Below are 18,445 nucleotides of genomic sequence, written 5' to 3'. Positions count from 1 at the left end.
CCCGTACACCGGGTCCGTGGCTGCGATCTCCCGGGGGGCGACCCCCGTGCCCCCGTACGGGCTACCCGTACACCGGGCCCGTGGCTGCGATCTCCCGGGGGGCGACCCCCGTACCCCCCGTACCCCCGGACGGGCTACCCGTACACCGGGCCCGTGTACTTCTCGCCCGGGCCCTGGCCCGGCTCGTCCGGGACGATCGAGGCCTCGCGGAAGGCCAGCTGCAGGGACTTCAGGCCGTCGCGCAGCGGCGCCGCGTGGAAGGAGCTGATCTCCGTCGCACCGGCGTCGAGGAGGCCGGCCAGCGCGTGGACCAGCTTGCGCGCCTCGTCGAGGTCCTTGTGCTTCTCACCGTCCTCGGTGAGGCCGAGCTTCACCGCGGCGGCGCTCATCAGGTTCACCGCGACGGTCACGATGACCTCGACCGCGGGAACCTCCGCGATGTCACGGGTCATGTCGTCGAAGTCGGGGGACTCGTTCTGGGGCGTCTCGCTCATGCCCCACACGATAAGCGGACCGGACGCCCTTCCCGCGCCCCGTCCCCGTTCGCGTACCGGGACGGTCCCTGCTAGCCTGGTGTGACGACCGGCCGGACACCTATGTGCCCGGCCCACAAGTGGAGGCTCCGATCTCCCACCTGGCTGCCCTTACGGGCGGCGGGTCACCGGTCAGGTGGCGCCCATCGTTCCGTACGGACGATGGAGCCGCCCGATGTGCGCCCCGCGGTTGACCGTGGTGGTGCTCCGGTATTTCCGTGGAGCCCCGCCTGTGTCCCGTCTGGGGCGTTTTTCATGTTCCGGTGCGGTTGGTCTCACGAAACAGAACATACGTGTCCGTCCGCCAGGCGGTCACGTGGTGCTACCGAGGAGGATCCATCAGCGCCGAGCCCCGCATCAACGACCGGATTCGCGTTCCCGAAGTGCGACTTGTCGGTCCCAGCGGCGAGCAGGTCGGGATTGTTCCGCTTGCCAAGGCCCTTGAGCTTGCTCAGGAGTACGACCTCGACCTCGTCGAGGTGGCGGCGACCGCCCGTCCGCCCGTCTGCAAGCTCATGGACTACGGGAAGTTCAAGTACGAGTCGGCCATGAAGGCCCGTGAGGCGCGCAAGAACCAGGCGCACACGGTCATCAAGGAGATGAAGCTCCGGCCGAAGATCGACCCGCACGACTATGACACCAAGAAGGGTCACGTCGTTCGGTTCCTCAAGCAGGGTGACAAGGTCAAGATCACGATCATGTTCCGTGGTCGTGAGCAGTCCCGCCCCGAGCTTGGCTTCCGGCTGCTGCAGCGGCTGGCTTCGGACGTCGAGGAGCTTGGCTTCATCGAGTCCAACCCGAAGCAGGACGGCCGGAACATGATCATGGTTCTCGGCCCGCACAAGAAGAAGACCGAGGCCATGGCCGAGGCGCGTGAGGCCCAGGCCGCGCGCAAGGCGGAGCGTCAGGGCATCGCGTCCGACGACACCGCCGAGGCTCCGGCCGAGGAGGCTTCGGCCGAGGCTCCCGCCGAGGCCGAGAACCCCGAGGCGTGACCCGACGGGCTGCCACCCAGGCAGCCCCGGGCCCCGCCCGGAACCACCACACCAAGAATTGACGCTCCCGGATGTCCGGTGCCCGCACCGGGGGGAGCGCCACTGACGAGGAGATAACGGCGCGATGCCGAAGAACAAGACGCACTCCGGTGCCAAGAAGCGCTTCAAGATCACCGGCTCCGGCAAGGTGCTGCGCGAGCGCGCCGGCAAGCGCCACCTGCTCGAGCACAAGTCGTCCAAGCTGACGCGTCGCCTCACCGGCAACGCCGAGATGGCCCCGGGCGATGCCAAGAAGATCAAGAAGATGCTGGGCATCTGACCGATCCTCTCGTGTCCTCGGTGACGAGGGCCCTCCGGCCAGTCCGGGACCAATTCGTTTTCGGGTCGTGTGAGTCCAACCACGACCCCGCTACAAGGAGTTAACAAGTGGCACGCGTCAAGCGGGCGGTCAACGCCCACAAGAAGCGCCGGGCGATCCTCGAGGCGGCCAAGGGCTACCGCGGTCAGCGTTCGCGCCTGTACCGCAAGGCCAAGGAGCAGGTCACCCACTCGCTGGTCTACAACTACAACGACCGCAAGAAGCGCAAGGGCGACTTCCGTCAGCTGTGGATCCAGCGCATCAACGCCGCTGCCCGCCAGAACGGCATGACGTACAACCGCCTCATCCAGGGTCTGAAGGCCGCCAACATCGAGGTGGACCGCAAGATCCTCGCCGAGCTGGCCGTCAACGACTCGAACGCGTTCGCCGCGCTCGTCGAGGTCGCGCAGAAGGCCCTCCCGGCCGATGTCAACGCCCCGAAGGCCGCTGCCTGATCTTCAGGCCGCAGATCCTTCTGCACCGGACCCGCAGGCCTTCGGGCCTGCGGGTCCGGTCGTGTTCGGAGCCACGCCAGGCCCCTGCCGGGCGCGGAACCCCGATCACCCACCGGCCCGACGACCGGCCTTGATCAGCCGGCCGCCCGGATCATCCGCCCGGCCCGCCGATCATCCCGGACCCTCCGATCACCCGCCCGGACCCCCGAAAAGAGCCACCGACCCCATGGGTACCCCCGAGCTGATCTCCCCGCGTTCGCCGCGCGTCGTCGCCGCCCGGCGGCTCGCCAAGCGCAACTTCCGGAGCAAGGACCGCCTCTTCATCGCCGAGGGCCCGCAGGCCGTCCGCGAGGCCGCCGAGCACCGCAGCGGCTCCGGAGAGCCCACCCTCGTCGAGCTCTTCACCACCGTCGAGGCGGCCGAGCGGTACGACGGGATCGTCGACGCCGCCCGCGCGGCCGGGGCCCGGGTCCACTACGCCGACGCCGCCGTCCTCGCCGAGGTCTCCCAGACCGTCACCCCGCAGGGGCTCGTCGGGGTCTGCCGCTTCCTCGACTCGCCGTTCGAGGAGGTCCTCGCGGCCAGGCCCAAGCTGGTCGCCGTCCTCGCCCACGTACGCGACCCCGGGAACGCCGGCACCGTGCTGCGCTGCGCCGACGCGGCAGGCGCCGACGCCGTCGTCCTCACCGACGCCTCCGTCGACCCGTACAACCCCAAGTCCGTCCGCGCCTCCGTCGGCTCCCTCTTCCACCTCCCGGTCGTGGTCGGCGTCCCGGTCGAGCGGGCCGTCGCCGGACTGAAGAGCGCGGGCGTACGGATCCTCGCCGCCGACGGTGCCGGTCAGGACGACCTCGACGACGAGCTGGACGCCGGCACCATGGGCGGGCCCACCGCCTGGGTCTTCGGCAACGAGGCCTGGGGGCTCCCCGAGGAGACCCGCGCGCTCGCCGACGCCGTGGTCCGCGTACCGATCCACGGCAAGGCCGAGAGCCTCAACCTCGCGACGGCCGCCGCCGTGTGCCTCTACGCCTCCGCGCGTGCGCAGCGCCCCCGAACCTCCGTCTGAGGGGCTCCAAAGCGTCACCCGCACCTAGTAGGGTGACCAACTCGGGGGCCCACTGCGCTACACGGAGGGGTGGGGAACGGGGATGACGGTCGGTACGGACAGTCCCGCACAGGCACGGAGTGCCGCGCCGGATGCCCCGGAGGGGTCCTCGGAAGCCCCGAAGAACCAGGACCCACCTCAGAGCCCCGAGGCCACCGAGGCCCCTGGGTCCCCGTGCGCCCCCGCCGCGGCGCCCGCGATCACCGGCATAGAGCCCGACGAGCTGCCCGACGGGCTCGTCGTCGCCGACGCCACCGGCCACGTCGTCTGCTTCAACGCCGCCGCCGCCCGCATCACCTCCGTACCCCCGAGCCAGGCCCTCGGCCGGCCGCTCGAGCAGGCGCTGCCCCTGGAGGACCTCAAGGGGCGCCGCTGGTGGACCCTCACCGATCCGTACGGCGGGCTCGCCACCCGGCGCGGACAGCCCGAGCGCAACCTGCTCCTGCCCGGCGGCCGCGAGGTCCTCGTCTCCGCCCGGTACGTCCGCGAGCACCCCACCGGACCGGTCCGCCGGGTCGTCGTCTCGCTGCGCGGCACCGAGGCCCGGCGCCGTACCGAACGCAGCCACGCCGAGCTCATCGCCACCGTCGCCCACGAGCTCCGCTCGCCGCTGACCTCCGTCAAGGGCTTCACGGCGACCCTGCTCGCCAAGTGGGAGCGGTTCACCGACGACCAGAAGCGGCTGATGCTGGAGACCGTCGACGCCGACGCCAACCGCATCACCCGGCTCATCGCCGAGCTCCTCGACATCTCCCGGATCGACTCCGGCCGCCTCGAGGTGCGCCGCCAGCCCGTCGACATCGCCGCCGCCGTCGGCCGGCACATCCAGGCCCACACCACCGGCGGCCAGTCCCCGGACCGCTTCTTCGTCCGCGTCCGGCCCGAGCTGCCCGACCTGTGGGCCGACCCCGACAAGGTCGACCAGGTCCTCGGCAACCTGCTCGAAAATGCGGTGCGCCACGGCGAGGGAACCGTCACCATCGAGGTGGCACCCACCAGCGACACCCCCGACGGCGAGAAGGGTACGGCGGTCACCGTGAGCGACGAAGGCCCCGGCATCCCCGAGGAGTCGATGGGCCGTGTCTTCACCCGCTTCTGGCGGGGGAGCAAGCGCGGTGGCACCGGACTCGGCCTCTACATTGTCAAGGGCATCGTCGAGGCCCACGGCGGCACGATCACCGTCGGACGCGGTCCCCGCGGCGGCGCCGAGTTCCGATTTATCCTGCCCGTCGGTGCCCCGGCCTATCTCGCCTGACGAGATCAGCAGCCGCCCGGGCCGCCCACGGGCTCATTCGCGTCCCCGCGCCCCGTTAGACTCGACCTTTGGCACGTTTGCGCCCTTGACGTCGAGCGGGGCCGCGCCCAAGCCAGCCAAACGGAAGCACGGGAAGAGATGTCCGCACCCAATAAGTCGTACGACCCGGTTGAGGTCGAGGCCTTGAAACCGGAAGAGATCGAGCGCATGCGGGACGAGGCGCTCGCCGCCTTCGCCACCGCGGGTGACCTCGACGCGCTCGCGCACGCGAAGGTCGCGCACACGGGCGGCACCTCGCCGCTCGCGCTGGCCAACCGCGAGATCGGCGCGCTGCCGCCGCAGGCCAAGGCCGCGGCCGGCAAGCTCGTGGGCCAGGCCCGCGGCGCGGTCTCCAAGGCCCTCGCCGCCCGCCAGGCCGAGCTGGAGGACGAGCGCGACGCCCGCGTCCTGGTCGACGAGGCGGTGGACGTCACCCTGCCGTACGACCGCGTTCCGGCCGGCGCCCGCCACCCGCTGACCACGCTCATGGAGCGGGTCGCCGACGTCTTCGTATCCATGGGGTACGAGGTCGCCGAGGGCCCCGAGGTCGAGGCGGAGTGGTTCAACTTCGACGCCCTCAACTTCATGCCGGACCACCCGGCGCGCCAGATGCAGGACACCTTCTTCGTCCAGGGCCCCGAGGGGACCACCGACGACGAGTCCGGCATCGTGCTCCGTACGCACACCTCCCCGGTGCAGGCCCGCACGCTCATCGACCGGGAGCCCCCGGTCTACGTCGTCTGCCCCGGCCGCGTCTACCGCACCGACGAGCTCGACGCCACGCACACCCCGGTCTTCCACCAGATCGAGCTGCTCGCCGTCGACGAGGGCCTGACCATGGCCGACCTCAAGGGCACCCTCGACCACATGGTCCAGGCGCTCTTCGGGGCCGACATGAAGACCCGGCTGCGCCCGAACTTCTTCCCCTTCACCGAGCCGTCCGCCGAGATGGACATGCTCTGCTACGTCTGCCGCGGCGAGTCCGTCGGCAACCCCGACCGGCCCTGCCGCACCTGCGGCAGCGAGGGCTGGATCGAGCTGGGCGGCTGCGGCATGGTCAACCCCAAGGTGCTCGTCGCCTGCGGTGTCGACCCGGAGAAGTACAGCGGATTCGCCTTCGGGTTCGGCATCGAGCGGATGCTGATGTTCCGCCACAACGTCGATGACATGCGAGACATGGTCGAGGGTGACGTCAGGTTCACCCGGCCGTTCGGGATGGAGATCTGATGCGGGTCCCGCTTTCTTGGCTGCGGGAGTACGTCGACCTGCCGGCGACGGAGACCGGACGCGACGTCCAGGCCAAGCTCATTTCGGCAGGACTCGAGGTCGAGACCGTCGAGCAGCTCGGCGCGGGCCTGACCGGCCCGCTGGTGGTCGGCAAGGTCCTCACCATCGAGGAGCTGACGGAGTTCAAGAAGCCCATCCGCTTCTGCACCGTCGACGTCGGCCAGGCCAACGGCACGGGCGAGCCGCAGGAGATCATCTGCGGCGCGCGGAACTTCGCCGAGGGCGACAAGGTCGTCGTGGCGCTGCCCGGCGCCGTGCTCCCCGGTGACTTCCGGATCGCCGAGCGCAAGACGTACGGCCGGGTCTCCCGCGGCATGATCTGCTCCGGCGACGAGCTGGGCATGGGCGACTGGGGGTCCCCCCTGGACGGAGTCCTTGGGGGAGGCACGCACGGCATCATCGTGCTGCCGCCCGAGCTCGAGATCGGCATCGACGCCACGAAGCTCCTGGAGCTGTACGACGAGGTCCTCGACATCGCCGTCACGCCCGACCGCGGCTACTGCCTCTCGATGCGCGGTGTCGCCCGCGAGGCCGCCATCGCGTACGGCCTGCCGCTGCGCGACCCGGCGCTCCTCGACGTGCCCGCGCCGAACTCGTACGGCTACCCGGTCCAGGTCACCGACCCGATCGGCTGCGACCGCTTCACCGCGCGCACCGTCGTGGGCCTGGAGCCCGAGGCGCGTACGCCGATCTGGATGCGGCGCCGGCTGCAGAAGGCCGGCATGCGTCCGATCTCGCTCGCCGTGGACATCACCAACTACGTGATGCTGGAGCTCGGTCAGCCGCTGCACGCCTACGACCGCTCCCGGCTCGACGGCCCCATCGGGGTCCGCCGCGCCGCCGCCGGGGAGACCATCACCACGCTCGACGGCGTCAAGCGCGTCCTCGACACCGGTGACCTGGTCATCACCGACAACCGCGGGTCGATCGGCATCGCGGGCGTGATGGGCGGCGCCGACACGGAGATCGCGGATCTCCCCCAAGCTCTCGACTCCGCTCGAGCAGGGGGGACCCCCATGGACGTCGCCGGTGCCACCACCGAGGTCGTCATCGAGGCCGCGCACTTCGACGCGATCTCGATCGCGCGCACGGCCCGCCGCCACAAGCTGCCCTCCGAGGCGTCCAAGCGCTTCGAGCGTGGCGTCGACCCGCAGGCCGCCTCCGCCGCGGCGCAGCGCTGCGTCGACCTGCTCGTGCTGCTCGCGGGCGGCACGGCCGAGGCCGGTGTCACCGAGATCGTCGCCCCGTCCGCGCCCCGTACGGTCACCATGCCGGCGGACCACCCGGACCGCGTCGCGGGCGTCGCCTACGGTCGCGAGACCGTCGTCCGCCGCCTCCAGCAGATCGGCTGCGACGTCTACGGCCAGGACGAGCTGGTCGTCACCGTCCCGTCGTGGCGCCCCGACCTGTGGGTGCCGAACGACCTCGCCGAGGAGGTCATCCGGCTGGAGGGCTACGAGAACCTGCCCTCGACGCTGCCCAAGCCGCCCGCCGGGCGTGGCCTCACCGAGCGCCAGCGCACCCACCGCCGGGTCGGCCGCGCGCTGGCCGGCGCCGGCTACGTCGAGGCGCTGAACTACCCGTTCATCGGCACGCAGGTCTTCGACCAGCTCGGCCTGGACGCGGACGACGCCCGTCGCCGGGTGGTCACGCTGGTCAACCCGCTCTCCGACGAGGAGCCCGCGCTCCGTACGACGCTGCTGCCGGGCCTGCTCGGCGCGCTGCGCCGCAACGCCGGACGCGGCAGCCACGACCTGGCGCTCTTCGAGACCGGTCTGGTCTTCCGGCCGGGCGACCGGCCGGGGGTCGCCGTCCGGCTGCCCGTCGACCGCCGTCCCACCGACGAGGAGATCGCCACCGTCAACGCCGCGCTGCCCGCGCAGCCGCGCCGGGTCGCCGTCGTCCTCGCCGGGGCCCGCGAGCAGGCCGGCTGGTGGGGCAAGGGCCGCCCGGCCGACTGGGCCGACGCCATCCAGGCGGCGCGCACGGTGGCCGCCGAGGCCGGTGTCGAGCTGATCGTCAGCGCCGACCAGCACGCCCCGTGGCACCCGGGCCGCTGCGCCGCGTTCCACGTGGTCGTCAACGGCGAGAAGGTCCTCGTCGGCCACGGCGGTGAGCTGCACCCGCGCGTCGTCAAGGCGCTCGGCCTGCCCGACCGCACCTGCGCGACGGAGCTGGACCTGGACCTGGTGGAGCAGGCCAACGAGGGCCCCCTGAAGGCCCCGAGCATCTCCTCCTTCCCGGTCGCCACCCAGGACGTCGCCCTGGTCGTCGACGCGTCGGTCCCGACCGTGACGGTCGAGGCCGCGCTGCGCGACGGCGCCGGTGAACTCCTGGAGTCCGTCCGGCTGTTCGACGTGTACACCGGCGACCAGCTCGGCGAGGGCAAGAAGTCCCTGGCGTACGCGCTGAAGTTCCGCGCCACGGACCGCACCCTCACGGTCGACGAGGCCAGCGCCGCGCGCGATGCGGCCGTCGCCCTCGCGTCCGAGCGCACGGGTGCCGTGCTGCGCGGCGCCTGAGCGGAACGCTCCCGGAGGGGGCCGACCCGGTGAAGACCGGGCCGGCCCCCTCCGGCATCTCCGGGCCGGCTCGTGCCTCGTGCTCACGTGCGAACGGGCACCGTTCGTGCGGGTGGCGTAAGCGTGGCGCGGAGCGGCGCGCCGGTGGCGCTCACTCCTTCGGGTGAGATGCCCGGTGGGTGTTCCGCGCTGCCCTGTGGGGTCGGCAGAATCGACGCGGCCACAGGGGCGGGCCTGTGTGCCGCAGGGCCTTCGGGCGCTGCAGGGCCTCAGGAAGGGCCGTGCATGATCCGTACCAGGACGTTGCTCTCCGATGGCTCCCGGCTGCGCGGGCTGCGGCCGCTCGCCCTTCCCACCCTCTGGGGTGCGGTGGCCGTGACCTGGAAACTCGGCTGTCCACTGGCCCAGCAACCGGGCCTGCCCATGCGCATCGCGACCAGCGTGCTCTTCTTCAGCGTCGGCACCGGGCTGATCCTCGGCATCCGCCGAGGCCTCTCGCGCGAGCTGGAGCGGATGCGGGCCATCGCCCACGCCACCCAACGGGTCCTGCTGCGCCCGCCCCCGCCCCGGCTCGACGGCCTCTCCGTCGCGGCCGGCCAGCTCTCCGCCTCGCGGGGCGCGACCGTCGGCGGGGACCTGTACGAGGCGGTGGCCACGCCCTACGGCGTGCGGGTCGTCATCGGAGACGTCCGGGGGCACGGTCTCGCCGCCCTCGGCGCGGTGGTCGCCGTGCTCGGCAGCTTCCGGGAGGCCGCGCACGACGAGCCCGAACTCGGCGGTGTGCTGCGGCGGCTCGACCGGGCGCTCGCCCGCCATCTGCGCGAGCGGGCGCGCGAGGAGCACCCGGCGGCCTGTGCCGGGCGCGAGCCGGAACATCCGGCGGCGGAGGAGTTCGTCACCCTGCTGCTCCTGGAGATCGGCGAGGACGGGGAGGTGTACGCGCTCAACTGCGGGCACCCAGGCCCGTACCGGATCGGCCGCCGCGTGGAGGCCGTCCCCGTGGGCGACCCGCTTCCGCCGCTCGGCACCTTCCCGCTGCCGGCCGACCTCGCCCCGTACCGCTGCACCCGGCTCCTGCCGGGCGAGGCGCTCTTCCTGCACACCGACGGCGCGGAGGACGCCAGGGACGGGGCCGGCCGTTTCTTCGGGCTCGAAGCCGTCCTGAGCGAAGCCGTCCTGACCGAGGCCGCCCGTGACGCGCCCCTCTCCCCGGCGGCGCTCGTCCGCCGCGTGCACACGGCGCTGCTACGGCACACCCGTGGCCGACTCGCCGACGACGTGGCCCTGTTGGTCGTCCGTAACGACCGGATGCGGGTTCCGGCGCAGCCCGCCGAACCCGGGCTGCGCCGTACCCGACCTGAACCCTCCCCTCACTGTTGAGCGATGGGAACGGCCGGCGCCGCCGGGACCGCCTGGGAGTGTCGGGCAGGTCGGCGGGCGGGCGGCGCGGGGCGGGCCGCCGCACTGTACGAGGGGGAGCCCGGCGGCCCGGGTCGCCTTGCGGCGAGGCGCTCAGTCAACCGGCCCGGAGGGGACGGCGGCAGAGTGCACGGACCGGAAAAACGGGCACTTCATTCACACCCCGTGTGAAACCGCCCTCCTCTACGCTGGGCGGACCGATCGTCGGAGGGGCTCATGCACCCCAACACCCTGCTTGACGCCCTGCTGGACGAGGCCGGCATCTCGCACGCCGGCCTCGCCGCCCGGGTGAACCGGGCGGGCCGCTCCCGTGGCCTCGCCCTACGGTACGAACACACCGCCGTGGCCCGCTGGCTGAAGGGCCAGCGGCCGCGCGGCCAGGTGCCCGACCTGATCTGCGAGGTGCTCGCGGCGCGGCTGCACCGGGCCGTCACCCTCGACGACATCGGTCTGGGCGTGTCCGGCGGCGCCGCCGTCGCGCACGGTTCGCCGCTCTCCGCCTTCGTCGAGCGGGCCACCGCCCTGTGGCGCTCCGACGAGCAGCAGCGGCCGCACATACTCGGCGCGCAGGCGGTCACCGGCACCCCGGCCGTGATGCCGGTCTGGGAGTGGGAGAACCCGCCGGAGGACTCCGACGTCTCCCGCGACGGCCGGACGCGGGTCTCGCCGGCCGACATCGCCATGCTCGGCGCCGCCCGGGCGCACTACGAGCAGATGTACCGCAAGACCGGCGGCGTGGCGACCCGGGTGCGGATCGTCGGATTCCTCAACGCCGAGACCGCGCCGCTGATGCGCGGGGCGTACAGCGACAGCCTCGGCCGGCAGCTGCACCGGGCCACCGGCGGCCTGGTGGCCGTGGCCGGCATCTGCGCGTACGACTCCGACGCCCTCGGGCTCGCGCAGCGCTACTTCCATCAGGCGCTGCGGCTCGCGAAGGCGAGCGGGGACCGGGGCCTCGGCGCCTATGTGGTGGCGCTGCTCGTCAACCAGTCGCTGTTCATGGGGGAGTACCGGCAGGCGGTGGCGTTCGCCGAGGCGGCGCTGCGGTCGGCCGGCACCCGGATCACCGCGGCGCTCGCCGCCGATCTCTCCGCGATGCAGGCGAAGGCGTACGCCCATCTCGGCGACGGGACGGCCGCGTTGGCCTGCATCCGGCGGGCGGAGGTGGCGGCGGACCGGATCAGACCCGGGTCCGAGCCGGCCGAGACCGGTTACGTCCAGCCGGGACTGGTCAACGTGCAGGTCGCCGAGGCGCTGTTGAGTCTGGGTGATCTTCCGGCGGCCCGGGAGCACGCGTGGGCGGCCGTGGAGACGCCGGCGCACGACCGGGGCCGGGTGCACCGGCTGGCGATGCTCTGCCAGATCGAGCTGCGGCAGGGGGAGGCGGACGCGGCGGCAAGGACGGCGGTGGAGATGACCGAGCGGGCGCGCGGGATGGAGTCGCAGCGGCTGCGCGACCGGCTGCGGCTGGTGCGGGAGCATCTGCTGGCGAGCGACTGCGCGGACGCGCGGCAGGCGGCCGAACTCATCGACGGGGCGCTACGCGTTCCCCTGTGAGCCCCGGACTGCTGCCATATTGCCACCGACCAATCGGAAGGTGGCAGAAACGTGCAGTGGACGAAACTGAGCGAACAACCTGTCTATGAGAACCGCTGGTTCCGGGTGAACCTCGCGGACGTCCAGCTCCCGGACGGCCGCCACCTCGACCACTATCTGATCCGGCTCCGCCCGGTCGCCGTCGCGACCGCCGTCAACGAGGCCAACGAAGTCCTCATGCTCTGGCGGCATCGCTTCATCACCGACAGCTGGGGGTGGGAGCTGGCCGCCGGCGTCGTCGAGGACGGCGAGGACCTCGCCACGGCCGCCGCCCGCGAGATGGAGGAGGAGACCGGCTGGCGGCCGGGGCCGCTGCGCCATCTCCTCACCGTCGAGCCGTCCAACGGCCTCACCGACGCCCGGCACCATCTCTACTGGGCCGAGGAAGCCACGTACATCGGCCCGCCCGAGGACGATTTCGAGTCCTCACGGCGCGAGTGGATACCGCTCAAGCTGGTCCCGGACATGATCGCCCGGGGTGAGATACCGGCCGCCAACATGGCGGCGGGGCTGCTGATGCTCCATCACCTGCGGCTGGGCTGACGTCTCGATCCCACCCCCGGGAACGCCGAACGGCCCGTACCTGTGCGGGTGTACGGGCCGTTCGGCGGTCGAAGGTGTTCAGGAGTACGGGTAGAAGCCCGAGCCCGTCTTGCGGCCGAGCCGGCCCGCGTCCACCATGCGCTGGAGCAGCGGGGGAGCGGCGTACAGCGGCTCCTTGTACTCGGCGTACATCGAGTCGGCGATGGAGGCGATCGTGTCCAGGCCGATCAGGTCGGCGAGCTTCAGCGGGCCCATCGGGTGGGCGCAGCCGAACTCCATGCCGTTGTCGATGTCCTCGCGGCTCGCGATGCCCGACTCGAACATCCGGATCGCGGAGAGGAGGTACGGCACGAGGAGTGCGTTGACCACGAAGCCGGAGCGGTCCTGGGCGCGGATCGCGTGCTTGCCGAGCACCTTCTCGGCGAAGACCTGGGCGCGGCTGATCGTGCCCTCGGACGTGGTGAGCGCCGGGATGAGCTCCACCAGCTTCTGCACCGGGGCCGGGTTGAAGAAGTGGATGCCGATGACGTGGTCCGGGCGGGAGGTGGCCACCGCCAGCTTCACCAGCGGGATGGAGGAGGTGTTGGAGGCCAGGATCGCGTCGGGCCGGGTCATCACCTGGTCGAGGATCTTGAAGATGTCGGTCTTGATCTGCTCCTTCTCCACCACGGCCTCGATGACGAGGTCGCGGTCGGCGAACTCGCCCAGGTCGGTGGTGAAGGAGAGCCGCGCCAGCGTGGCGTCCCGCTCCTCCTCGCTGATCTTGCCGCGTTCGGCGGCCTTCGCCAGCGAGTTGTAGAGCCGCGTACGGCCGATCTCCAGCGCCTCGCCGTCGGTCTCGGCGACCTTCACGTCAAGACCGCTGCGGGCACACACCTCCGCGATGCCAGCGCCCATCTGGCCGCAGCCCACCACTCCGACGCGCTCAATGTCGGCCATGGAGTCCGTCACCTCGTGTCTTTCGTTCTTCACTGGCGGCGGGGTCCGTGTGATTCCGGCGCGCCCACCTCGACCCCACGACGTTACCGCTCATTAACCGATGATCGATCGGCCGGGGCGGGCATGCTCTGCCTGTGGGTGTGACGTATCCGACATGTAAGGGATGACGAATGGGACTTCTCGGGAGAAGGGGGTTCGTCGCGGGCGCGGCACTCGCGGCGCTCGCCACGACGGGCGCCTCCGGCGGCAGGAACACCGCCGCCGCGCGGACCGAACGGGAGAGGGCGGCCGCCGCGCGCGCGTTCCGGGGCATGTGGATCGCGACGGTCTTCAACCGCGACTGGCCCTCGCGCGCCGGGCTCCAACCCGAGGCGCAGCGGGCCGAACTCCTCGCCCACCTCGACCGGGCCGTCGAGCGCCGGCTCAACGCGGTCGTCCTCCAGGTCCGGCCGACCGCCGACGCCCTGTGGCCCTCGCCGCACGAGCCGTGGGCGGAGTGCCTGACCGGGGTGCAGGGCCGTGATCCCGGCTGGGATCCGCTCGGGACGGCCGTCGCTGAGGCCCATGCGCGCGGTCTTGAGCTGCACGCCTGGTTCAACCCGTACCGTGTGGCGAACCACACGGACCCGAAGCGGCTCGCGGCGGACCATCCGGCCCGACGTCACCCGGAGTGGATCGTTCCGTACGGCGGGAAGCTGCACTACAACCCCGGGCTGCCGGAGGTGCGCCGCTTCGTCCAGGACGCGATGCTGGACGCCGTCACCCGCTACGCGATCGACGCCGTCCACTGGGACGACTACTTCTACCCGTACCCGGTGGCCGGGCAGGCCTTCCCCGACGACGAGGCGTACGCGCGCTACGGCGGGGGCTTCCCGAACCGGGCGGCCTGGCGGCGGAACAACATCGACCTGCTCGTCTCGGAGACGGCCGCCCGCGTCAAGGAGATCAATCCCCAGGTCGCCTTCGGCATCAGCCCCTTCGGGATCTGGCGCCACGCGACCACCGATCCCGCGGGCTCGGACACCCGGGGCGGGCAGAGCTACGACGACCTGCACGCGGACACCCGGAAGTGGATCAAGGAGGGCTGGATCGACTACGTCGTCCCGCAGCTGTACTGGCACATCGGCAACGACGGCGCCGACTACGCCACGCTCGTGCCCTGGTGGGACGCGGTGGTACGGGGTACCGGCGTCGAGCTCTACATCGGTGAGGCGCTGTACAAGGCCGGCGACCCCGCCCAGCCCGCCGCCTGGCAGGACCCGAAGGAACTCTCCCGCCATCTGACCCTCGCCGCGCGGTACCCGGCGGTCGGCGGGCACTGCTTCTTCGCGGCGAAGGAGGTCACGAGGGACCGGATCGGGGCGATGGCGGCCGTGGTGGCCGACCACTACCCGACCTGGGTCCGTTCGCCCCGCTAGGCACCGCCTGGGGCGGCTTCGCTTCGACTTCTCGTGGTGGCGTTCGCTACGACTTCTCGTGGTGGCGTACGACGGTGTCGGGGCCCGGAGCCATCAGGGCCTCGTGACCGTCGTCGTCGAACTTGACGCGGTACGGGGGGTTGCCGTTCTCGCCGAGCACCTGGAGGACCTCGGCCGTACGGTCGTGCTGACCGACGGTCCGGCCGTGCACCAGCAGCTTGTCGCCCACGTTCGCTTCCATCGGGGTGACCTCCTCGCGGCCGTGTTGATCCTGCCTACGCCGCTTGTCCTCGATCCGAGTCTATGTCCGCCATTGTGACCCGCATCACCCCCTGGCGCTTGTCCAGCTCTCAACTCTTGGATCGCTGCGTCACGGCGATGCAGACGAGCACGGCCGCGGCGGCCAGGGGAGCGGCGGGCGAGAGCGACTCGCCGAGCAGCGTCACCGACCAGACCAGGGTCAGCAGCGGCTGGGCGAGCTGGAGCTGGCTGGCCTTGGGGATGCCGATCGCCGCCATGCCCCGGTACCAGACGTACAGGCCGAAGAAGGTGGAGCCGGCGGCGACCCAGAGCAGCCCGACGACGCCGTGGGCGTTCAGGTGGACGGGCTCGATGGAGAGGGCGACGGCCGAGCCGACCAGCATGAGCGGCAGGCAGAGGATCAGGGCCCAGCCGACGACGTGCCAGCCCGGCATGAGCCGGGCCAGCCGCCCGCCCTCGGTGTAGCCGGCCGCGCAGACCAGGAGCGCGCCGAACAGGTACAGGTCGCCCGTCGACAGGGCGCCGCCGCTCTGCTGGAGCGTGAAGGCGAGGACGACCACCGCGCCGGCGACGGCCGCGATCCAGAACGTACGGGACGGGCGGCGGCCGGTGCGGATCGCGGCGAAGGTCGCCGTGGTGAGCGGCAGCAGGCCCACGACGACGGCCGCGTGCGAGGTGGTGGACGTCTGCAGGGCGAGCGTCGTCAGGAGCGGGAAGCCGATGACGACTCCGCCGGCGACGACGGCGAGGCCCGCCCAGTGGCGGCGCTCGGGCAGTGGCGCCTTCATGGCCAGCAGGAAGGCGCCCGCGATGAGCGCGGCGAGCGTCGAGCGGACGGCGACGAGCGACCAGGGGCCGAAGCTCTCCAGGCCCCAGGCGGTGGACGGGAAGGTGAGCGAGAACGCGACCACGCCGAGAACGGCGAGGAGCGTGCCGCGGGTCTGCGGGGAGGCCGCGTCCGTGGTGCCGACCGCTATCGTGGTGGAGTGAGTAGCGCTATCCTGTGCTGTCATGCATGAGCGTAGCAGCGTCGGTGACCTGGCCACATCCCTCAGGGCGGAGCTGAACCGCTACTCGCCTGGAGGGAAGCTGCCGTCGAGTCGCGCCCTGGTCGAGCGGTACCGCGTCTCCCCGGTGACGGTCACCCGGGCCCTCGCCCAGCTCGCCGCCGAGGGCCTCGTCGTCACCCGGCCGGGAGCCGGGGCGTACCGCGCGGAGCCGCGCGAGCGGACGGCCGTGGCGGGGGACACCTCCTGGCAGGAGGTCGCCCTGAGCGCCGACACCGCGACGGAGCTGGTGCCGCGCAGCGTCGACGCGTCGGGTGTCCTGGTGACCCTGTCGGCGCCGCCGCCGGGCGTCATCGAGTTCAACGGCGGCTATCTGCACCCCTCGCTCCAGCCCGAGCGGGCCATGGCCGCCGCGCTGGCCCGCGCCGGCCGCCGCCCCGGCGCCTGGGGCAGGCCGCCCACCGACGGCCTGCCCGAGCTCCGTGAGTGGTTCGCCCGCGACATCGGCGGCACCGTCACCGCCGCCGACGTCCTCGTCACCGCGGGCGGCCAGCCCGCCATCGCCACCGCCCTGCGGGCCCTCGCCCCGCCCGGCACCCCCGTCCTCGTCGAGTCGCCCACCTACCCGGGCATGCTCGCCGTCGCCCGCGCGGCCGGGCTGCGTCCCGTACCCGTACCGGCTGATGCCGACGGGGTCCGTCCCGAGCTGCTCGAAGCCGCCTTCCGGGCCACCGGCGCCCGGGTCTTCGTCTGCCAGCCGCTCTTCCAGAACCCGACCGGCGCCGTGCTCGACGCCGGGCGGCGGAGCGCCGTGCTCCGGATCGCCCGGGCGGCCGGGGCCTTCGTCGTGGAGGACGACTTCGCCCGCGGGCTCGTCCACGAGGACGCCGGACCGCTCCCGGCGCCGCTGGCCGCCGAGGACCCGGACGGCGTCGTCGTCCATGTCCGCTCGCTGACCAAGCCGACCTCGCCCAGCCTGCGCGTCGGCGCCCTCGCCGCGCACGGCCCGGTCCTGGAACGGCTGCGCGCCATCCACGTGGTCGACACCTTCTTCGTTCCGCGCCCCCTCCAGGAGACCGCCCTCGAACTCGTCGGCTCGCCCGCCTGGAGCCGCCATCTGCGCGCCGTCTCCCAGGAGTTGAAGAGCCGCCGCTCCACCATGACCGGCGCGCTCGCCCTGCACCTCCCGGAGCTGGACCTGCCCCACATCCCCTCGGGCGGCTACCAGCTCTGGCTGCGGCTCCCCGACACCCTCCCCGAGGCCGCGCTCCTCGCGGGCGCCCTGCGGGCCGGCGTCGCGGTCGCCCCCGGCCGCCCCTACTTCAGCGCCGAACCGCCCGCCGGTCACATCCGCCTCAGCTTCGCGGGCGTCGCGGGCCCCACCGAGATCGCGGAGGGCGTCCGCCGCCTGCGCACGGCCGTGGACGAGCTGACCGGCTGAGCCACCGGAGGGCTGCGGACAAAACCACCTGACAAGCCGCCCGGCGCCCTGCGAGCCTGCGCGTCATGACCGACACGCACACCACCGACCCCACAGACACCATGCACACCACGGACCCCATGGACCCCATGGACCCCACGGACACCACCGGAGCCCTCACGCACGGCGCGTACGAGATTTCCGCCGATCCGGACCGCATCGACCGGGCCCGCGTCCACCACTGGCTCTCCACCGACGCCTACTGGGCGCTCGGCCGCCCCCGGGACCGGCAGGACCTGGCCATCGACGGCTCCCTCAACTTCGCCGCGTACCACCGCGAGACGGGCGAGATCGCCGCCTACGCCCGGGTCGTCACCGACCGCGCCACCTTCGCCTGGCTCTGCGACGTCTACGTCGACCGGCCGGCGCGCGGCACCGGCCTCGGTACGGCGCTCGTGACCGCCGTACGGGACCACCTGAGGCCGTACGGGCTGCGCCGCATCCTTCTGGCCACCGCGGACGCGCACGGTGTGTACGAGAAAGTCGGTTTCGAGACCCTATCGAACCCGGATAAATGGATGGCTCTCGGACATCAGTGACCCTTCGACCGGCTCACCCGCCTGACCGGTCCCCGTGCATATGCCCTCTTGACCTGCCAGGCCTTCGGCCTCACGATCGCGGCCATGGGCATACGGGTCACGCTCGTCGCAGCGGCGCGCAGCTCCTCCCTGCTCGCCGAGCGGTTCGACGACGACCGGCCGCTCGACGAGGCCGGCTGGTACGAGGTGCAGCTCGCCGCGCACACGCTGGTCCCGCTCGGCGCGGCCGAGCTGCGCTACTGCTCCCCGACGCCCCGCAGCCGGGCCACCGGCGCCGCGCTCGGCTACGCCCCGCTCGCCCAGCCCGCGCTGCGCGACTGTGACATGGGCCGCTGGCGCGGACTGACCCTCGCCGAGGTCGCCGCGCTCGAACCCGCCGCCGTCGACGCCTGGCTCGCCGACCCGCGCATCGCCCCGCACGGCGGCGAGACCCTGCTCGCCTTCATCTCGCGGATAGGGGGCTGGCTCGACACCCGCCCCGCCGACGACGGCGCCATCGTCGCCGTCGCCGAACCGGCCGTCGTCCGGGCCGCCCTGGTGTACGCCCTGAAGGCGCCGCCCGCCACGTTCTGGAACGTGGACGTCCGCCCCCTGTCCACCGTCACCCTCACCGGCCGCCCCGGCCTCTGGCACCTCCACCTCCAGGCGGCCGTCGGCTAGCGGTCGCCCCGGCCGGCCCGGTGGTGGGCGGCGA

18 protein-coding genes are annotated in these 18,445 nt (G+C 72.4%); 14 read left to right on the top strand and 4 right to left on the bottom strand.

Features of this window, described 5'->3' with window-relative positions; translation table 11 throughout:
- Positions 1-134: 134 nt before the first annotated feature.
- Positions 135-494: a DUF1844 domain-containing protein gene (locus tag Q5762_RS32505; RefSeq protein ID WP_315895874.1), complete on the bottom strand. Its 360-nt coding sequence runs from the start codon at positions 492-494 to the stop codon at positions 135-137.
- A 332-nt stretch (positions 495-826) separates the two neighbouring features.
- Here Q5762_RS32505 and infC point away from each other — a divergent pair, with 332 nt between their 5' ends.
- From infC to Q5762_RS32455, 10 genes are all read left to right on the top strand, one after another.
- Positions 827-1,528 carry a translation initiation factor IF-3 gene (gene infC, locus Q5762_RS32500; protein WP_315895873.1) on the top strand — a complete coding sequence of 234 codons (702 nt, stop codon included), beginning with the start codon at positions 827-829 and terminating at the stop codon, positions 1,526-1,528.
- A gap of 124 nt (positions 1,529-1,652) precedes the next feature.
- Positions 1,653-1,847, top strand: a complete 195-nt coding sequence (gene rpmI / locus Q5762_RS32495) for a 50S ribosomal protein L35 (protein ID WP_315895872.1) — start codon at positions 1,653-1,655, stop codon at positions 1,845-1,847.
- Positions 1,848-1,954: 107 nt separating this feature from the next.
- A complete protein-coding gene (gene rplT / locus Q5762_RS32490) occupies positions 1,955-2,341 on the top strand; it encodes a 50S ribosomal protein L20 (RefSeq protein WP_315895871.1) in 387 nt (128 codons plus the stop codon).
- Positions 2,342-2,567: 226 nt separating this feature from the next.
- Positions 2,568-3,407, top strand: coding sequence for an RNA methyltransferase (locus Q5762_RS32485; protein WP_315895870.1), 840 nt, complete (start codon positions 2,568-2,570; stop codon positions 3,405-3,407).
- An 82-nt stretch (positions 3,408-3,489) separates the two neighbouring features.
- Positions 3,490-4,701, top strand: a complete 1,212-nt coding sequence (locus Q5762_RS32480; RefSeq protein ID WP_315895869.1) for an ATP-binding protein — start codon at positions 3,490-3,492, stop codon at positions 4,699-4,701.
- A 138-nt stretch (positions 4,702-4,839) separates the two neighbouring features.
- Positions 4,840-5,967, top strand: coding sequence for a phenylalanine--tRNA ligase subunit alpha (pheS, locus tag Q5762_RS32475; protein ID WP_315895868.1), 1,128 nt, complete (start codon positions 4,840-4,842; stop codon positions 5,965-5,967).
- A complete protein-coding gene (locus Q5762_RS32470) occupies positions 5,967-8,549 on the top strand; it encodes a phenylalanine--tRNA ligase subunit beta (protein ID WP_315895867.1) in 2,583 nt (860 codons plus the stop codon). Before pheS ends, Q5762_RS32470 begins: the two co-directional genes overlap by 1 nt.
- A gap of 285 nt (positions 8,550-8,834) precedes the next feature.
- Complete coding sequence (locus Q5762_RS32465; RefSeq protein WP_315895866.1) at positions 8,835-9,929, top strand: PP2C family protein-serine/threonine phosphatase; 1,095 nt, start codon at positions 8,835-8,837, stop codon at positions 9,927-9,929.
- Between the two features lie 255 nt (positions 9,930-10,184).
- Positions 10,185-11,525 carry a transcriptional regulator gene (locus tag Q5762_RS32460; RefSeq protein ID WP_315895865.1) on the top strand — a complete coding sequence of 447 codons (1,341 nt, stop codon included), beginning with the start codon at positions 10,185-10,187 and terminating at the stop codon, positions 11,523-11,525.
- Positions 11,526-11,576: 51 nt separating this feature from the next.
- Positions 11,577-12,107 carry an NUDIX hydrolase gene (locus tag Q5762_RS32455; RefSeq protein WP_315895864.1) on the top strand — a complete coding sequence of 177 codons (531 nt, stop codon included), beginning with the start codon at positions 11,577-11,579 and terminating at the stop codon, positions 12,105-12,107.
- Between the two features lie 78 nt (positions 12,108-12,185).
- Here Q5762_RS32455 and Q5762_RS32450 read toward each other — a convergent pair whose 3' ends face one another.
- Positions 12,186-13,046, bottom strand: coding sequence for a 3-hydroxybutyryl-CoA dehydrogenase (locus tag Q5762_RS32450; RefSeq protein ID WP_315895863.1), 861 nt, complete (start codon positions 13,044-13,046; stop codon positions 12,186-12,188).
- A 170-nt stretch (positions 13,047-13,216) separates the two neighbouring features.
- Here Q5762_RS32450 and Q5762_RS32445 point away from each other — a divergent pair, with 170 nt between their 5' ends.
- The gene (locus tag Q5762_RS32445) at positions 13,217-14,464 is read left to right on the top strand and encodes a family 10 glycosylhydrolase (protein ID WP_315895862.1); all 1,248 of its coding nucleotides are present in this window, start codon (positions 13,217-13,219) and stop codon (positions 14,462-14,464) included.
- Positions 14,465-14,510: 46 nt separating this feature from the next.
- Here Q5762_RS32445 and Q5762_RS32440 read toward each other — a convergent pair whose 3' ends face one another.
- Positions 14,511-14,705 carry a DUF1918 domain-containing protein gene (locus tag Q5762_RS32440; RefSeq protein WP_315895861.1) on the bottom strand — a complete coding sequence of 65 codons (195 nt, stop codon included), beginning with the start codon at positions 14,703-14,705 and terminating at the stop codon, positions 14,511-14,513.
- Positions 14,706-14,814: 109 nt separating this feature from the next.
- On the bottom strand, positions 14,815-15,738 hold the full coding sequence (locus Q5762_RS32435; RefSeq protein ID WP_315895860.1) for a DMT family transporter: 924 nt from the start codon (positions 15,736-15,738) through the stop codon (positions 14,815-14,817).
- On the opposite strand from Q5762_RS32435, the gene Q5762_RS32430 reads away from it, so the two are divergent.
- The 3 genes from Q5762_RS32430 (at position 15,737) to Q5762_RS32420 (ending at position 18,411) form a co-directional block, all read left to right on the top strand.
- Positions 15,737-17,173 (top strand): PLP-dependent aminotransferase family protein, encoded by a 1,437-nt coding sequence (locus Q5762_RS32430; protein ID WP_315895859.1) that lies wholly within the window; start codon positions 15,737-15,739, stop codon positions 17,171-17,173. The genes Q5762_RS32435 and Q5762_RS32430 overlap by 2 nt on opposite strands.
- A 128-nt stretch (positions 17,174-17,301) precedes the next feature.
- Positions 17,302-17,751 carry a GNAT family N-acetyltransferase gene (locus Q5762_RS32425; protein WP_315895876.1) on the top strand — a complete coding sequence of 150 codons (450 nt, stop codon included), beginning with the start codon at positions 17,302-17,304 and terminating at the stop codon, positions 17,749-17,751.
- 84 nt (positions 17,752-17,835) lie between these two features.
- Complete coding sequence (locus tag Q5762_RS32420; protein WP_315895858.1) at positions 17,836-18,411, top strand: histidine phosphatase family protein; 576 nt, start codon at positions 17,836-17,838, stop codon at positions 18,409-18,411.
- Positions 18,412-18,445: the final 34 nt, after the last annotated feature.

It is taken from the genome of Streptomyces sp. P9(2023), from assembly GCF_032436795.1.
Classification (GTDB): domain Bacteria; phylum Actinomycetota; class Actinomycetes; order Streptomycetales; family Streptomycetaceae; genus Streptomyces.
This window is presented reverse-complemented; position numbering and strand designations above follow the sequence as displayed.

What these genes read in the sequence shown, in the direction of transcription:
- Q5762_RS32430 (WP_315895859.1), top strand. Translation starts at nt 15,737, where the DNA reads ATGCATGAGCGTAGCAGCGTCGGTGACCTGGCCACATCCCTCAGGGCG.
- pheS (WP_315895868.1), top strand. Translation starts at nt 4,840, where the DNA reads ATGTCCGCACCCAATAAGTCGTACGACCCGGTTGAGGTCGAGGCCTTG.
- Q5762_RS32440 (WP_315895861.1), bottom strand. Translation starts at nt 14,705, where the DNA reads ATGGAAGCGAACGTGGGCGACAAGCTGCTGGTGCACGGCCGGACCGTC.
- Q5762_RS32435 (WP_315895860.1), bottom strand. Translation starts at nt 15,738, where the DNA reads ATGACAGCACAGGATAGCGCTACTCACTCCACCACGATAGCGGTCGGC.
- Q5762_RS32505 (WP_315895874.1), bottom strand. Translation starts at nt 494, where the DNA reads ATGAGCGAGACGCCCCAGAACGAGTCCCCCGACTTCGACGACATGACC.
- Q5762_RS32465 (WP_315895866.1), top strand. Translation starts at nt 8,835, where the DNA reads ATGATCCGTACCAGGACGTTGCTCTCCGATGGCTCCCGGCTGCGCGGG.
- Q5762_RS32480 (WP_315895869.1), top strand. Translation starts at nt 3,490, where the DNA reads ATGACGGTCGGTACGGACAGTCCCGCACAGGCACGGAGTGCCGCGCCG.
- Q5762_RS32420 (WP_315895858.1), top strand. Translation starts at nt 17,836, where the DNA reads ATGGGCATACGGGTCACGCTCGTCGCAGCGGCGCGCAGCTCCTCCCTG.
- Q5762_RS32485 (WP_315895870.1), top strand. Translation starts at nt 2,568, where the DNA reads ATGGGTACCCCCGAGCTGATCTCCCCGCGTTCGCCGCGCGTCGTCGCC.
- Q5762_RS32445 (WP_315895862.1), top strand. Translation starts at nt 13,217, where the DNA reads ATGGGACTTCTCGGGAGAAGGGGGTTCGTCGCGGGCGCGGCACTCGCG.
- Q5762_RS32450 (WP_315895863.1), bottom strand. Translation starts at nt 13,046, where the DNA reads ATGGCCGACATTGAGCGCGTCGGAGTGGTGGGCTGCGGCCAGATGGGC.
- Q5762_RS32425 (WP_315895876.1), top strand. Translation starts at nt 17,302, where the DNA reads ATGGACCCCACGGACACCACCGGAGCCCTCACGCACGGCGCGTACGAG.
- rpmI (WP_315895872.1), top strand. Translation starts at nt 1,653, where the DNA reads ATGCCGAAGAACAAGACGCACTCCGGTGCCAAGAAGCGCTTCAAGATC.
- Q5762_RS32460 (WP_315895865.1), top strand. Translation starts at nt 10,185, where the DNA reads ATGCACCCCAACACCCTGCTTGACGCCCTGCTGGACGAGGCCGGCATC.
- Q5762_RS32470 (WP_315895867.1), top strand. Translation starts at nt 5,967, where the DNA reads ATGCGGGTCCCGCTTTCTTGGCTGCGGGAGTACGTCGACCTGCCGGCG.